Source organism: Streptomyces sp. Edi2 (genome assembly GCF_040253635.1).
Lineage (GTDB): Bacteria > Actinomycetota > Actinomycetes > Streptomycetales > Streptomycetaceae > Streptomyces.
In genome coordinates this window covers 7,290,647-7,306,672 of sequence record NZ_JBEJGX010000003.1, presented here as the reverse complement: position 1 = coordinate 7,306,672, position 16,026 = coordinate 7,290,647, and the positions used below count along the sequence as shown (strand labels likewise).

8 protein-coding genes are annotated in these 16,026 nt (G+C 73.4%); all 8 read right to left on the bottom strand.

The window, feature by feature from the left end:
* Positions 1-84 precede the first annotated feature (84 nt).
* Positions 85-2,196, bottom strand: coding sequence for a serine/threonine-protein kinase (locus ABR737_RS35480; RefSeq protein ID WP_350255170.1), 2,112 nt, complete (start codon positions 2,194-2,196; stop codon positions 85-87).
* Complete coding sequence (locus ABR737_RS35475) at positions 2,193-4,751, bottom strand: hypothetical protein (RefSeq protein WP_350255168.1); 2,559 nt, start codon at positions 4,749-4,751, stop codon at positions 2,193-2,195. The genes ABR737_RS35480 and ABR737_RS35475 overlap by 4 nt, the downstream gene beginning before the upstream one ends.
* Positions 4,748-8,482 (bottom strand): tubulin-like doman-containing protein, encoded by a 3,735-nt coding sequence (locus tag ABR737_RS35470; RefSeq protein WP_350255167.1) that lies wholly within the window; start codon positions 8,480-8,482, stop codon positions 4,748-4,750. Before ABR737_RS35470 ends, ABR737_RS35475 begins: the two co-directional genes overlap by 4 nt.
* Positions 8,483-8,612: 130 nt before the next feature.
* Entirely contained in the window at positions 8,613-10,886 is a 2,274-nt protein-coding gene (locus ABR737_RS35465; protein ID WP_350255166.1) for a VWA domain-containing protein, read from the bottom strand.
* Positions 10,887-11,002: 116 nt separating this feature from the next.
* Complete coding sequence (locus ABR737_RS35460) at positions 11,003-11,554, bottom strand: Pycsar system effector family protein (RefSeq protein ID WP_350255165.1); 552 nt, start codon at positions 11,552-11,554, stop codon at positions 11,003-11,005.
* Positions 11,554-12,612, bottom strand: coding sequence for a hypothetical protein (locus tag ABR737_RS35455; RefSeq protein ID WP_350255163.1), 1,059 nt, complete (start codon positions 12,610-12,612; stop codon positions 11,554-11,556). The genes ABR737_RS35460 and ABR737_RS35455 overlap by 1 nt, the downstream gene beginning before the upstream one ends.
* On the bottom strand, positions 12,605-15,097 hold the full coding sequence (locus ABR737_RS35450; RefSeq protein ID WP_350255161.1) for a hypothetical protein: 2,493 nt from the start codon (positions 15,095-15,097) through the stop codon (positions 12,605-12,607). Before ABR737_RS35450 ends, ABR737_RS35455 begins: the two co-directional genes overlap by 8 nt.
* Positions 15,098-15,102: 5 nt before the next feature.
* Positions 15,103-15,981 carry a hypothetical protein gene (locus ABR737_RS35445; RefSeq protein ID WP_350255160.1) on the bottom strand — a complete coding sequence of 293 codons (879 nt, stop codon included), beginning with the start codon at positions 15,979-15,981 and terminating at the stop codon, positions 15,103-15,105.
* Between the last annotated feature and the right edge of the window lie 45 nt (positions 15,982-16,026).

Here is a 16,026-nt window from a genome sequence, read left to right as displayed (position 1 = left end):
CGTCCGTCCCGCCCGGTCGGCCGGGTCCGCCTGGTCCGCCTGGCCCGCCCGTCCCGGTCGGTGGCCTCCGCTCCTGGAAGTCGCTCACTTCGCTTCCTCTCCCCCTGCTCCCCTGGCTTCCGACGACGGTTCCGCTTCTCCCGCGGGAGCCGCCCCCACGGCGAACGCCTCGGCGCCGCCGGTCACTTCGATCAGCCCGTGCATCGCCAGCAGGGACAGCAGCGGCTCCAGCACCCGCCGGGGCCCCGCTCCCACCGGATAGCGGCCGTGTTCCTCCTGGCCGCCGGTAGCCGACGCGACATGCAGGGTGCACCGGCGGATCGTGTCGAACGGGCGCAGCCATGCCTGGCCGGCATGCCGGCGCAGCAGCCCGTAGACGTCCTGGCTCTCCTCGCGCATCACGGCGGGATCGAGCGAGGTGGGCGGCGGCTCGCCCAGCCAGCGGTCGACCGGTGGCTGGAACCGCAGCAGGTCGGCCTTGCCGAGCACCATGGCGGCCGCCACGTCCAGGTACGGGCCGTTCTTCGGCAGTCGGTCCAGGACCGTGCCGAAGGCGAGATCGCCGTCCCGGTTCACCTCGAGGCCCCAGCGTTCCCTGGCGTGGTCCAGATGCGGCAGCGGGAGCGCCAGCGCAGGGTCGACGACGAAGACCATGGCGTCGACTCCCAGCAGGAAGCGCAGCGCTGCATCGGTGCGCACCAGGTCCTCGCCGCCGAGGTCGAAGAAGGCGACCGGCCGTACCTGCCCGCGCGCGTCGGTGAGCAGGAGGGATTCCACGAAGCGCGCGAAGCCGTCCAGGCCGAGGCCGCCGGTGTGATCGAGGACCTTGCCGTTGCGCAGCGGCTGCACCCGTTCCCGTACGAACCGGGCGTGTTGCTCCGGGTTGACGGACTGCCACTTGAGGCCGAACGGCTCCAGGCCGCCGTCCGTGATCTCCGCGATCATCTGGGTCAGCAGGTGGCTCTTGCCGGTGGAGGACTGGCCGACCATCGCGACGGTCAGGGGGCGGCCGTAGGTGAGGTAGGGCACCGGGATGAAGTGCTCGGGGAAGTCCGGGTCCGCCGTGCACTTCTGGACGGCGCCGCGCATGACGTCCTGGCGCCGCAAGGGGTTGCTGATGCCCGACGGATCCAGGGCCTGGTACTGCATCTTGCTGTCGGTGACGAACAGCGACGTGAGGTCGAGCTGGATGGTCTCCAGGCAATACGGGCAGAGCACTTCACCGTTGCTTCTCCCGGCTGCCCCGCCTGCCCCGTCGCGGGGTGCGGCGGCGGGCGCCTGCCGCTTGAGACGCAGCGCCTGCGCGAATGCCTCCCGGTGCGGACGCGTCTCGTCGGCCGGCACGGCGAGCGCGATGCGCCGGGCGGCACCCGGGGCCAGGAGATCGAGCAGCCGGTCGGGCGTCGGCCGGCCGGCTGCCAGCGGGGCGAAGGCGCCCCGCAGCGTCTCGGCGAGCACCCGGTGCTCACCGAGGTCGGCGGGCGCCCGGTCGGTGGGGCCGGGCCGGCCGGTCACCAGCTGGTAGAGCACCTGGGCCGCGCTCCACACCGCGTCCCGGGAGTCGACCAGGCCCTCGCCCCTGCGCTGTTCGGGCGAGCAGTAGGGCGCCCGGCCCCACCGGGTCCTCGGCCGTCCGGTGCGGGCCACGCCTTCCAGGCCCCAGAGTTGGAGCGAGGTGCCGTCCCAGAGCACGGTGGCGGGCGAGATGCCACGTAACACCAGGCCCTGGCGCTCCAGCAGGCACAGCCCCAGCATCAGATCGCGGGCGAGGACCCGCTGGTCGGTCGCGGACATCACATGGGTGCGCACGGCGGCGGTGCCGCGCGGCGCGGCGTAGAGGAGGAACGGCTCGGCGGTGTCCAGCTCGTAGCCGACGATCCGCGGGAAGAGCGTCGCGTACTCCGTGTCGTCGAGCACCCGGTGCAGGTGCAGGGCGGTGCCCGTCTCCGCGTCCAGCAGTGCCCGTGCCGCCGGGTTCGCCGCGTCGGCGGCGGTCAGGCGCACCTGGACGCACTGCTGTCCCTCGTCGTCGAGCAGGCCGTTGCGGATCCGCTGGGGCAGCAGCGGATCGCGGCGGGATTCGCGGCCGAAGCGGACGGGGGCGATTCGGCGCCGGCCCGAGGGGGCGGTGAAGGCGAGTGTGGTGCGCTGCGAACTGTCGGGCTCCGCCCGGTGGGAGTGCGGGCTGCTGGTCACCAGCGGTCACCGTCCCTTCGGTCGTACCCGTCCGCACCGTCGGATGCGGGGCTCTCGCGGGGCCGGACGGTATCCACCACTCCCATCCGCAGCGGGGTGAGCCGGATCAGGCCGGCGTACCGTCCCGACGATGTCCACAGCGTCCCCTGGGGCCAGGCCGCGCCGGTCGTCCGCCATGCCTTCTCGACCTCGCCGCGTACGGCCTCCGGCGCGAACCGGATCCACACCGCCGCCGCCGGGTCGCGGCTGAGCAGCGTGCCCTGTTCGGGCGAGGACAGCTGCACCACGGCCTGCCGTTCGGGCTCTGCGCCGACCAGCTCGGCCACCCGCTGCGGGTCGGTCCCCAGCAGGTTCGCCGAGGTGGCGCGGGTCCGGTGTGCGGCGGCGAACGGGGGCGGGGCCAGAACGCCGTTGTGGTAGAGGTGCCGACGGGCCGTCGACAGCAGTTCGCGGACCCGGTCCTCGGTGCGCCGCAGGGCGAGGGCGCCGGCCTGGCCGCGTTCGACCGCCCCCCAGTAGGGAGCCATCGCGACCATGGCGGCGTCCGTCAGATCACCAGCGAGCGTGGCCACCAGCTCCGGCCCGCCCTCGCCGCTCTCACGGTCCAGCCAGCGCGGAGCCCCGGCGGTGCCGTCCTCCCACGGGTCGGCGGGCCGGGCCGCGCTCCGCTCCGCGGAGGCCTCGTCCCAGGAGGGCCCGTCCTCCCAGGCGTACGCGCTCGCCCAGTCGCTGTCCTCGTCGCCGGACGCGGCGAAGGCGCCCGTCTCCAGGGCCGAGGCGCTGGAGAGCCAGTCGTCCGCGGCCGGCGGCTCGGTGGCGGACGCGACGGCGGCCGGGGACCGCTCCGGCTCGGGCACCGCCTCGGCGTCCGCGGCGGCGGCCGTCGCCCTCAGCATGCCGGCGACGGACCGGGCCGCGTCGGCACAGTACAGGCGTTCGTCCGCGGCCCAGTGCTCACGGACCGCCTCGGCCAGCAGGGCGTCGAGCCCGCTCAGGGCCTGGCGCAGCGCGGTGGTCCCGTGGACCGTGGCCCAGCAGCCGGCCGACGCGCGCCAGAGCCGGCGCGCCGTCTCCACCGCGATGCCGAGAGCCACCACCAGAGCGGGGGCGCTCAGCCAGAGCGGAGGCTCGGTCGCGTACGCCACGGCCACTCCGGCCACGGCACCGCCGAGCGCCGCGGCCCGGGGGCCGGTGGCCCAGCGTGCCGGGTGCCCGGTGCCCCGCAGCCGGGAGGCGCCGAACACCGCCAGGCCGAGGAACACCAGCGGGACGGCGATCGCCAGCGCCACATACGGACCCTGCCACAGCGCGCCGAGCAGCCCCGCCGCGGCCGCCGCCGACGGCCCGGCCACGGATCCCGGCACCGGGCCGCTCGCCGCCCCGGACCGCCGGGCCACCGCCTCGGCGGAGTGCTCGGCGAGCTTCGGCAGCAGCGCCGAACCCGGCACCGGCTCCACCCGGCCGGCCAAGCCGGTGAAGCGTTGGGCCACCGCGCGCAGGGCGAGCCCCTGCCCCAACAGCCTCCCGGCGAACTCCCGCAGGCCCTCGCCGATCCGCTCGCCCACGCCCTCGGCCGAGGGCACCCGCAGACCGAGGGCCGCGAGCCGCGCCGTCGATTCGGCGGCGGACGGCACCGTGCCGGAGCCGCCGCTGTGCAGAGCCGTGCCGACGAGGTCCCGGTAGTCGCCGAGCGCCTGACGCGCCTGGTCGAGGTCCGCCTCGAACGCCTCCCTGCGGGCGGCCCTCAGCAGCCCGGGGACGGAACGCAGCCCGGCCAGCGCCTCCTCGGCGTCGTCCAGGGCCGCCGCGCAGGCGTGGTACGCGGCGTCCGCCATTCCGCCCGCCTCGCGGTGCCGCAGGTCGCGGCCGGTCCGGCCCGTCACCAGGCCGCGCAGCGGCTCCGGCAGATCGGCGGCGCTCCAGGCGGTCACCGGCAGATCCGGTGCGAGCTCGGTGTCCTCGCCGGCGAACCGGGCGAGCGCGTCGCGCCAGGCCCGGTCGCGCACCTCGGGCGGCAGGTCCTGCTCCAGCAGCCGCACCCCGGGCGCGGCGACGGTGTCGGGCAGCGATCCGAAGTCGTCGAGCACCCGCAGGAAGACGTCCGGGACCGACAGCAGGTCCACCAGGACCGCCAGCGCTTCCGGGTCATCGGGCGCAGGCTGTTCCAGCGCCGTGCGGGCGGAGCGCAGATCGCCCGCCCACAGCAGGGCGGTGCCCGCAGCCCGCAGCATCGCAGGACGCACCAGCCGGCGGTCCGGCTGGAGGATCTCGTCCTCACCGTCATACGCACCGGGTGCGCTGCCCACCAGCAGGACCAGGATCCTGACCTCGCCCACGGCCCGGTAGGCGGTGAGCAGTTCGTACTGCTGCTGGTGGTCGGTGAGTCCGGCCGGGGTGTCGACCACCAGGAACAGCGGGTGGTCGGGTTCCGGGAGCCCGGCCCGGCCCAGCTGCCGGGCGACCGTGGCCCGCAGGGCCGGGGCGGTGCCGAGTTCCGCCGCCCCGGTGCGCAGGTCCAGGTGGATGACGGCGCCGATGTCCTCGGGGGTGGTCACTCCGCATCACCGTCCCAGGGGTTGCGGCGTGAGCGGTCACTGCCGCGGTCGTCGGTGCCGCGGTCATCGGTGCGGCGGTCATCGGTGCCGCGGTCATCGGTGCGGCGGTCGTTGGTGCCGCGGTCGTCACTGCCCCGGTCGTCGGTGCTGGCGTTCGGCCGGGAGTCGTCGGGTTCGTCCCAGGGTGCCCATGGCCGGTCGGCGCTGCCGGCGTGCCCGTTGACGCGGTCCCGGTCCCGGTCCCGGTCACCGAAGGAGCGCCGGGTGCCGTCGTCGTGCGTCTCGCCGTCGCCGTGGCGGTCGCCGCCATACCGCTCGTCACTGCGCCGGTCGCCGCCATACCGCTCGCCGCCGTACCGCTCGTCACCGTGGCGGTCATCACCGTGGCGGTCGCCGTACCGCTCGTCGCGGTACCCCTCGCCGCCGTACCCGCCGTCATGGTCGTCCACCGCCGCGCGCCGCGAACTCGCGTTGCGGCCGTCCTGGTACGCGTCGGCGGAGGCGCGCGGTGCGGTGCCCCAGTCGTCGTCATCGGACACGGCACGCCGGGGTTCCGGAAGGTCCTTGCGGACGCGCGGCTTCGGCGTTCCGCCGCGTACGTGCTCCAGCAGCGTGCGCAGGGTCGGCTGGACGGCACGCTGGTCCCCGAACTCGGTGTCCAGGGCGGCCGGCAGCGTCTCCGCCCAGAACTCCCACAGCGGCCGCACCCAGCCCTCGACCCGCTCGCCGCCGCGCTCCCGGCGGTCCGCCAGCAGTTCCAGCTGGCGCGGGGCGATCTTCTCGACCAGTTCGACGAAGAGCGGATGCGGTGTGCTGCCGCTCCTGGCGAGTCCCAGCGGCTGGGCCCCCATCAGTTCGCGGCAGTAGTCCTCGACGATGCGTTCGTCGTCGAGGACGGTCCAGCGTTCGTACGCGCGCAGCAGCTCCGCCCAGCTGGACACGCCGCCGGGGAAGTCACCGAGCCGCAGCCGGACGCCGGGCACGTTGTCGCCCGTCTCGGGGAACAGCCTCAGCCGCACGCGGTCCGGCGACACCGAGTCGCCGTCCACCACGTCCACCTGGCCGTTCCACATGCAGCACAGCAGCCGGTGCAGGATGGCGCGGCGGTCCTCCTCGCTGCTGACCATCCAGCTGTCCCGGAACCCGAGCCGCTGGCGCCACCGCAGCACGTCCTGGGCCTGCTCGGAGTCCTTCGCCCTGGCCCACTGGCGCAGCACCTTGCGGGCCTCGGGCACCTGGGTCAGGCTCATCTCGCTGCGGAAGAGGACCACGGTGATCGAATCGCTCTCCACCCCCCGGTACTCCACGGAGTTCTTGGCGTCGGAGGGCAGCCGCAGCGCCTTGCCCAGGTACTCCTGCACCTCCTCCACGGCCTGCACGCGCGGGTGCGTGACCAGGACCCGCAGCGGCCCGGTGCCCTCCGGGGTGAAGCCCACCGGCAGCAGCCCGGTCAGTTTGCGGCCGAACAGGTCGAGCGCTTCCTTGCTGACGTGGTCGGTGGCGTCCGCGTCGCCTGCGGCGGCGGCCAGCAGGGTGCTCATGGACGGCAGCAGCGGGCGCTCCTCCAGATGTTCGCCGCCCTCGGCGAACAGGCGCGTGATGCGGCCTTCCAGCTGTGCCTTGACGAGTGCCACCGCGCTGTCGGGGCTGCGGCGGCTGAGCGAGTGGACCGTGCGCCAGGTGTCCCCGTCGATCATCTTGAGCAGGAGCGTGGCCTCGTCGTCGTGGTCGCGCAGCCCCTCCCGGCGGATCAGCCGGGTGACCAGGTCCTCGTAGAAGTGGTTGAGGGTGCGCTGCGGCGGCAGCAGATAGGAGATCCCGGTGCGGTCCTCGTAGAGTTCCAGGCCCTTCTGTGCGGATACCTTGCGCTCCTGGTCGGAGTGTTTGCGGAAGGAGTTGACCAGCCGCCCGAGGTCGGTGCCGGCCGCGTCCGCCTGGGGCTGCCAGCGCTGCTGCTGCTCCCGCCAGGCCTCGTGCCACAGGATCCGGCTGCGCCACTGGTACCAGGTGTCCTGCTCCTGGAGGGCCGCCTGCACGTCGTCGTCACCCCAGCGGGCCGGCGACATACCGGCCATCCGGCCTTTGACCCGGGGGGTCTTGGGCGGCTGCTCGGTCACCCCGGGCGGGCGCTGGGGGGCAACGGAGCGGCTGTTGAGCATGCCCAGGAACCCGGCCCGGGCGATCGGCTCGTCGCTGTCCGGGACGCCCCGCACGACGCGTTCGGCGAGGAAGGGGTCCACGGTCTGGAGGAGCTTGTCGATGGCGGGGCGCGGGGCGAACCGGTCGGCCATCGAGGCGGTCTGCCGGTCGGCGAGGGACCGGAGGTCGGACAGCAGCCGCTGCATGTCCGCGATGCGTTCGCCGAGCGCCAGCTCGATGGCCCGGCTGCCGCGCGGCAGCGGGTCGGGCTCCGCTACGGGCAACTGCGGGCGTTCCCAGAGTTCTTCGAGGTGGGAGTCGGCGAACAGCTGCCGGATCATCGGCACCGCGGTCTCCCGCAGCGCGGTACGCGGCCGCTCCACGAGATCGGTGACCGCCTCCCGCAGCAGCCGGCCGGCCACCAGGTCGGCCAGTTGGTCCATCGGGGCGGTCATGGACGCCACCAGGCTGGTGGAGACCCCCTGCCGGCCGATGCCGGTGGGGGACATCGCGCTGCGGTGCACTCCCCGGTTGATGAAGCTCGCGGCGAAGGTCTGGAAGTCGTCGTCAGCCGCCGTCGTCCGGCCCCGGGAGCGGCCGTCGCCCAGCTCGGTGCCGATCAGGGACATCACCAGGGAGACGATGGAGCGGCGCAGGTCGTCCTGGCGGATACCCGCGGTCGGGCTGAACAGGAAGGCGGTGGGCAGAATGCCGGTCCGCAGCCGGATCGGTGTCGTGCCCGGGTAGCGGATGCCCAGACCGGAGTCGTGGTCCAGATCGCCGATCTCCGCCCCTTCCGTCGGCGCGTTCTGGCCGTCCACCAGCCGGAACAGGTCCACCAGCGCACGGGCCGAGTTGAGCTCCGCCTCCCGTCCGCCGCCGGCGGCGGAGGAGAACGAGGAAGGCATCACGACCAGCGGGTAGATCTTCACCCCGTCGAAGCGGCGCAGGTGGAAAGCGTGGTTGATCAGGTGCAGATAGTCCAGGAAGATCCCGGCGCCGGTGCCGCCCGCAACCGAGAAGGCGACGAACACATCGCAGCCGTTGACCTTGCCGCCGCCGAGTTCGCTCAGCTCCCCGGCCGACTTGGCGATCGCGTCGATCGCCTGGAGGAGGGGTTCGAGAACCGGCGCGAGGCTGTGCCGGAGCGTGGCGAACAGGGCGGCGCGCCCGACGGTGGGCAGTTGCCCCGCACCGTTGTGGAGCGGGGTGACCTTCGGCTCGTCGATGCGCGGCGGCAGCCAGCCGGAGACCTCGTCCCGCAGGCTCGCCCGGAGCATCTTGGTCACTTCCGGTGAACTGTCGAAGTTCGGCAGCAGGTTGTGGGTGGCCCGGGAGGTACGGGCGTACGCGGCGCGCAGCGACGGGTCCACATTGAACTGGGGCAGACGCTGCAGGTCGGACTCGCTGTAGTCCGCGTACACGAACTGCAGGCAGTCGGGCAGCTGGTAGGGGGCGTGGCCGCTCAGGTGGCTGAGTGCGACGCCGTCCGGACCGCACAGCTCGGCACGCAGTTTGCGTTCGAGTTCGGCACCGACCAGGCCACCGGTGCCGCCCAGGCCGACGAAGAGCATCGGCTGGAAGATCTTCATGGGTTCCCTCCCGCATGCGGCCGTATCGGCGGCCGGTTCGTCCTCGATACGTCTGTGGATTGCTCGCGGCACGGTGGCCGCGAGGCGGTGTGCGCCCGCGGGCCGGTGCGGCACCGGCCCGCTCCGCGCGTCACCGGTACGACTCGTAGGTGCTCGCGCTCCCGCCCTCGGTGGCCGCGGGGGTGGTGGCCGTGGTGGTCCGCGGCCGGGACGACCGCGGTCGCCGGACCTTTGCGCTGCGGGTCTCCTCGCCGAGGGAGAGGCTCAGCTCGTCGGTCAGCGGGACCTGCCCCCGCGCGGGCAGCCGGGTCCGTCCACCGCCGCGCTTGCGCAGGACCGCGCCGCCCTCGGGGCTGCGCTGGACGGCGTACGGGCCGTGGCTGCGCCGCTCGATGCGCGGGCTGCGGTGCGGCTCGACGACGGCGAATTCGTACCACTGCTTGTGCCCGTGTCCGGCGGGGTGTTCGGCGACGATGTCGCCCTCCTCGGAGACCAGTTGCAGCACCAGGCCGAACGGGTCCCTGCGGCTGCGGCGTTGCCGCAGCCAGGCGAGGGCCGCCACGGCGGCCAGCGTGACCAGCGCGGCGGCGGACAGGAACGCCCACCAGTACTTCGCCCAGATGCCGGGCTCCGGCGTCACCGGCACGGAGAGCGGGGACCGCACCAGCGTCCGGTCGTGGTCCGTGGTGTCGACGACCGTGACGGTGCCGCCGAGCCGCAGTCCGTCGTCCTCGAGGCGGTCGCCGAAGACGCTTTCGGGCGCTACGTCGACCGTCACCTTCCGGGTCCCTGACTCGCCGGGCTTCACCTCGATCTCGGCCGGGCTGATCGAGAGCAGCCCGGGTTGGATGTCGGCGACGGACAGCCGCAGGGTGTGCCGGCTGCCGCTGGTGTTGTGCACGGCCAGGTTCCCGGTGACCGCGCCGCCGGGGTGGGTGTCCGCGGGGTGCAGGGTGAGCGCCGTGGTGACGGGCAGCACCCCGGGCGCGATCTGGCCGCTCTCGCTGCGGGTGTCGGCGCTCAGCCCCGAGGCCGTCAGCGTGCCGCTCACCTTCAGTGCCCCGGCGGCGCTCTTCGGGATCCGCACGGAACCGGTGAAGGAGCCATCGCTCGCCTTGGGGTCGGGCCCCTTCCCGTCGTCGGCGAGTCGCAGCGTCTGCGGGACGAAGCCGTCCCCGGTCAGCTCACTGCGGACCCGCAGCCCCGCGTAGTCACGCGGGTCCTTGATCTCGTAACCCTCGCGGGTCTGCAGGCGCATGGTCACCGTGGCCTGCTGTCCGGCCTGTGGTGACGGCGGGTCCATGGTGAGGGAGCCGCGCAGCTCGCCCTGCCACAGCACGCTGACGCCGACGGGAAGGGAGCGGTGTCCTTCGGGGGCTTCGGCCTTCACCTTCCAGACGCCGGGCACCGGGTCGACGATCTTCAGCGCCTCGACCGTGTCACCGGCACCCGCCAGCTCGAAGCGCGATTTCCGGTACGTCCCCGAGGTGGGGACCTTGTGACCACTGGGGTCGAGGTAGGTGACCGTCACCGCGGGGTCGCTCTTGTCGACCACGATGCTGCCCACGGTCGCCAGCGGCGAGATGCCGATCTCCAGGGTGGCGGGCGGCCGTTTGCTGGTTCCCGGCTGGTAGCGCAGGCAGTGGGCGGCGGCGAAGACCTTCTCCAGCATCGGGCCGACGTCCTTCGCCCCGGAGACCTTGCCGGCCGTCGGGCGGGCGGAGGGCAGTTCGACGCAGCCCTTCTGGTATCCGCCCGCGGCCATCCGGTCGAGCTGCGCCTTGTCCGGAGCGGGTCCGAAGCCCAGCGGCCAGATCTGGACCCCTTGTGCGGCGGCGTTCTCGAGTTCCCGGTTCAGCTGCTGCCTGCCCTCGGCCTCGCGGTGCGCGGCATCGCCGTACTGAGGGCTGCCGGTGACGTCCATCTCCCCGTCGGTGAGAAGGAACAGCACCCGGGGCACCGACGGGTCGGTGCCGGTGCTGAGTTCGTGCACTCCCTGACGTATCGCACTCGGGAAGTCGGTGCCGGTGCCCTCGCTCTTCTTCCGGCTGCGCAGCTTGCCGACGCACCCACCGATCGACTCACGCCCCGCCGCGTCCAGCGTGGTCCGCGGGCACACCGGGTCCACGGCGCGCTGGTCACCGGATTCGGCGGCGGCGAATCCGAAGACCGTGACGTGGGAGGACGAGGAGACATCGCCCAGCGCGATCCGGGCGGCGGCGGCCTTCTCCGCCTTCATGTCCTCGGGCGCGAGGCTGGCGGACTCGTCCACCGCGACGGCGTAGTTGACCGAAGCGAAAGCCGGCTTGGACGCTGCCGCCGGCACCGGATCAGGGCCGGCGGGTGCCAGCAGGGACACGAGCACCGCGGCACCGCCCAGCACAACGACCGCACGGCGGCGCACCCAGCCCCTTCTTTTCTGCCGTTCTCCCCTGACTGCTCCCACGGCCGTCCCCTTATTTCGTCTCTGCGTATGTGCGTAGTGGTGCGCCGCCGTCGACGGCGCGGGCCGGCCGCGGGTCAGCGCGCGGTCAGGCCCCAGGCCAGGGCCAGTGCTGCCGAAGGGGCCAGCGCGCTCACTCCCCAGCGGATCGCCCGGTATTTGGCGGCCAGGATCGAGCTGACGTCCACGGCCTGGACGAGCAGCCACCCGGCCGGATCACGCCCCGCCTCGGCGAGCTCGGCGGACAGCCGCGCGAGGTCGTGGGGGGCCAGCAGGTCGCCGAAGAACGTCACCCCGCTCCGGCTGCGGACCGTGCCGGTACGCGGCATCAGAACCCGGACCAACGCGGTCACCGCGACCGCCCAGAGCAGACCCGCGACGACCAGCGTGATGTCGGCGGGCCCGTGCCAGTCGGGCGTGCCGTGCCGCCCGATCAGGAACGCGGGCAGTGCCAGCGCCCCGGAGAGCAGCACAGCCGCCTTCGAGTCGGCCCGGCCGAGGTCTTCCCTGACCGTGATCAGCAGTCGTTCCGCGAGACGTTCCCCCGTCCGGTCGTGCCCGTGCAGACCCCCGTCCGGCACCGGCACGACCGGATCGGGGGAGGTGTGTGCGCCCCCGTCGGCAGCCATCAGTCCTCCTCCGCCCAGGACCATCCGTCGTCCCGGCTGCGGTTGCGGCGCCGGGGCGGCTCCGGTTCGGCGTCCTCGTCCCTGCCCGGGTGGGACCGGCCCCCGGCCCGGGCGGGCGGTTCGTCGGCCACCCAGTCCGGGGTGAACGGCTCGGGCTTCTCCAACTGCGGGGTGTCCCGGTGGGCGGGCAGCGAGCCGACGGGCCCCTGGACGTGCCCACGGCCCCGGTTGAGGAGCGCCAGCGCCTGCGACTCCACGTCGCTGGAGTGGATCTGACCGCTGTCGACCATGGCGAAGAGCCGGTCGACGCGTTCCTTCTCGTCCTGCCTGCCCTCTTGGCGGATCTTCTCCAGGAAGTCCTTGGCGGCCTCGGGTTCGGCCGCCAGCATGTAGCTGAGCTGGTCCAGCTCCCCGCCCTGCAGCATCGCCCGGAACTTGCTCTGGTGTACCCGGGTCAGCTCGGCCGAGGCATGCGCGTCCCGGATATCGTCCATGTGGTGGATGGTCCGGTCGTCCACCCGCAGACGGACGTACAGCCGCACCCGCAGGCCGAGTTCGGCACCCAGGTCGTCCCAGCGTCCGCTGGCACAGTTGCGGGTGATGGCCCGGTCGGCCTGTTCGGCCTGGGCCACCGGGAATTCCGAGGAGACGTCGCGCAGCCGCTCCAGCGTCGGGGCGGTGAGCCGTTGGGCGACATCGGTGACGACCTCGGTCGCGGCCAGATGGGGGTCGTTCACGGACCAGTGGATGTCCACCTCGGCCTTGAAGAACGTGGTGCCGCCCGCGGCCGGCAGCTCCATCTGGAGCGTCGTCTCGAAGGTGCCGAGCGCGATCTCGCAGATGGTGTGCGGCCGGGCCAGCGCCCGCTTGTCGTAGTGCTGGATACCGGAGACGGTGGCCACGCTGTAGCCGCCATTCCGGTAGAACAGCACCGAGGCGGTCCGGGCACTCGTCTGCCGGAACGGGCCCGCGGGCGTGTACTCCCGCAGGAACGGGCCCGCAGGGTTCGCGGCATGTTCCGCGCCCCCGTCCGGCGCCATGCCCTCGTGCTCAGCCATCCCTCTCCTCCTCACCCGTCCGGTCCCGCGGCGGGACGGCGAGCCACCACAAGGAGCGCGCCTGCGCGTCGGGGAGCGGATTTTCCGGATCGTTCATCATGCGGCGCAGCAGCCAGTCCAGCCGCCGCCGGTCGTGCTCCTCCGTCATCAGCGCGGGCAGCAGCGCCGCCAGGCCCGGCTGTGTCCACGGCCTTCCGCCCTTGCGCACGGCGGATCGCAGCAAGCCCTCCAGCGCGTCCATGGCCACCTCCTGCGACCGCGGGGTGTTGAGCGCGGTCCACATCAAGTCGGCCATGGGGCGCACGAGTTCGGGACGGGTGGCGGCGAGGGCGAGCGGCAGCGGCCAGTCCCCGCGGTCCGCCAGCGGGGATCCCGGCTCGCCGTTCAGCACCGCGTCCACAGATGTCACCGTGAGCCGGACGGTGGTCAGCAGACCGAGGTCCTGGTACGCCTCGCGGGTGTGGTGGGTCCAGTCGGACATCCGCCGCAGCACCTGCGCACCGTCCGGGAGCGCCAGCAGCCGTACGACGTTGAACGAGGCGGCCGCCAGCTGGTCCCCGTCGTCGCGTACCCCGATCCGGGCCAGGGCGTCCAGGGTGTCGTCCATCGTGGCGGCGGCGTTCCCGTAGCCCAGCGCCATCGCCGCGGTCCAGCGGAGCGGCTTCGTCCCGTACCTGCTCCAGTCGTCGACGAGCTTGCACACCGCCTTGCGGTGCGTGGCATGGCCGGCCGCCTGGTCCAGCGTGGTGGCCGCGAAGATCCTCCGGCGTGGCGTGGACGCCTCGGCGAGCGGCCGGACCAGCTCGGCGTAGCCGTGGTCGAAGTCCCGTACGCACAGCTCCCCGGCAGCCACCGCGGCGCGCATCCACACCTGGGGGCGGGGATCGTCCGCCAGCAGCCGCAGCCACCGGACGACCGGCGCCCTGGCGGGGAAGTGCCGGTCCCAGACCTCGGTCAGCACCGCGGCGGGCAGTGCGGACCCCTGGTACCAGAGCAGCTGGGCACCCACCTCGGTGCCGGCCACCTCGACCGTGCCGTCGGTCGGTTCGGCACGCGAGAGCGCCAGATCGGAGTCCGGGTCGTCACAGAACAGCGGGCGTGCGGGCGTGTTGTCCGGATCGCTCTGTACGGACAGTTCCCAGGTCAGCAGATGTGCGGCGGTGGCCACGACGCTGCGCGAGGCCCCGCCCAGTACGGCGAGCGCGATGCGGAACGCCACCGGGTGGAAGAGGGCCGCCGTACCCGGCCGCCCCGCGCTCGGCTCCGTACCGGACGGGAGCGCGGCCAGGGCCCGGTCCACGCCGGCGAACCACTCCCGGGCCTGGTCCGCAGCCAGGCTCCGGCAACCGGACAGCAGCTCCTCGTACGAGACGTCACCCAGCAGATGCCCGGCCAGCAGCGACGCGACCAACTCGGCCTCGGCGGGCCGCAGTTCCTCCAGCCCGACGGCATCCCTGACCGCTTTCCCCTCTGCCAGCTCCTGCGCCCTGCCCAGCAGGTCCGCCACCCCGGGCCCGCCGTCCGATGTGCCGGTCCGCGCCGTGGCGAGGCGGTCCTCGAACCGTTCCCGCAGCCGGGTGGTGAGCAGTTCCTGCGTGGGCACGGGCTGGCAGCGCATCCCGTACCGCCCGGCCAGCAGCGGGTTCGCCGCCGATCCGACCGTCACGACGATCACCGCGAACGATGCGCGCTCGTCCAGGGCCGCGGCCAGCCCGTCCAGGTCCATCTCGTCCGGCGGCAGCGCACCGGGCCCGGCGAGGGAGAGCTCCAGCAGGTACCCGGTGCCCTGCCGCTCCTCCAGCGAGCCGGCCAGCCCCCGTACGTCGGGATCGACCCGTCGCACCCGGGAGCCCGTCCCGGCATCCGCGCCCTGGTCGCTCCCCACCCCGGCGGTGACCTCGTCGAGGAGCGAAAGCGCGGTGCTGGTGCGTCCGGTACCGGGCGCGGCACCGAGCACCAGCAGCCGGCGGGCCTGGAGCGCATTGCGCAGTTGCAGGTAGCCCTTCGGCTCCACATGGACCCGGCGGAGCCGGCGCAGCTCCTCGTCGGGAACCGGCCCGCTGCGCATCCCCGCACTGGACTGGCGGGCGTCCATCCGCAGATGGATATCGCCGATATGGGCGCTCTGGATGTACGAACGGTCGAAGCTGTTCAGGTCCCGGCCGGTGTCGAACAGCATCCGGGTGGAGCGGCGGGCCCGCGAGGCGGCGGCGAGATCGGTGGGTCCGTCCTCGCCCTCCGCCTCGGCGAGCGGGTCGCGGGTGTGCTCCCTGAACCGCCCTGCGGCGCGCTCCCGTTCGTTCTCCTTCTCCGCCGCCTCGCCGTCGGCAAGGTCCCCGCCGTCCGCCGCTCCCTCTTGCCCGCGAGGCCTGTCGTCGCCGTCCCCGGCCCTGGCCTTGTTGCCGGCTTCGGGAGCGGGGTCTCCGGCCGGTTTCCGGGGTGCGGGCCCCGGGGATGCGTCCGCGTGCTGTTGTTCCTCGGCCACGTGACTCAGTCCTTCCGCGGCCCGGCGCCACCGATGGTCCGCCCGATGTGCACGGGCTGCTGGTACACGTTGTCCCGGTGCTGCGACATGTCGCCGTGCACGGTGTAGCGGGCACCCGGGCCACCGGTCCGGTCGTCATCGTCCGTGTCGTCGTCCGCGCCGTCCTCCGGGACGTCCGCACCGTCTTCCGTGTCGTCGTCCAGGACGTCCGTGCCGGCGGCCCCGGTCCCCGCCTCCCCCCTCCCGGGCGTCTCCGTACCGGCAGCCGGCAGCGGATCACCGAGCGGTATCGCCGGAGCGGCCCGCCCCGGGAGATGGAACCAGGCGGTGACCGCGCCCTCCTTGAGCTCCAGACGGGCCGAGGAGTAGCGCGCGGGCTCGATGAACTTGCCGCCGCTGCTGACCACGTCCCCGTACAGCGACTCCGAGACCACCAGCACGAGGTCGGCCCGTTCGGCATCCAGCAGCTGCCTGGCGACGGGAGAATCCGCCAGCCGGCAGGCGAGGTCCACCGCGCGCCCGCTGATGCCCCGGCCGTCGTGCCGGACCGGACCGACATGCATGCCCACCCGAAGCCCCAGGGGCACGCGCAGAGCGCGGTTCTCGTCCCGCAGGCTCTCGTGCACCTCGACCATCCACAGGCCGAGCAGCCGGGTCACGGCGATCCGGCCGGCCACCGACAACAGCACACCATCGCCGCGGTCCTCCATGTGGACGGCGTCCCGCGCCACCTTGGCGTGGGTGAACGCCGCTTCCAGGACCCGGTAGATCCGGGCGCGCATCCGCGGCTTGTCCACGTCGTCGTACTCACCGGAACGCCGGGCGTCGACGCTGATCACCAACTCGTAGCGCGCTTCGGCGACATCCATTGCGTCGTCGTCCACTCCGTGCCCCTGTTCTGTCGCTCGCTGTCCCTCTCAGCTTCGGGC

Coding starts and splice junctions, on each gene's coding strand:
- ABR737_RS35470 (WP_350255167.1), bottom strand. CDS start 8,482: ATGAAGATCTTCCAGCCGATGCTCTTCGTCGGCCTGGGCGGCACCGGT.
- ABR737_RS35460 (WP_350255165.1), bottom strand. CDS start 11,554: ATGGCTGCCGACGGGGGCGCACACACCTCCCCCGATCCGGTCGTGCCG.
- ABR737_RS35455 (WP_350255163.1), bottom strand. CDS start 12,612: ATGGCTGAGCACGAGGGCATGGCGCCGGACGGGGGCGCGGAACATGCC.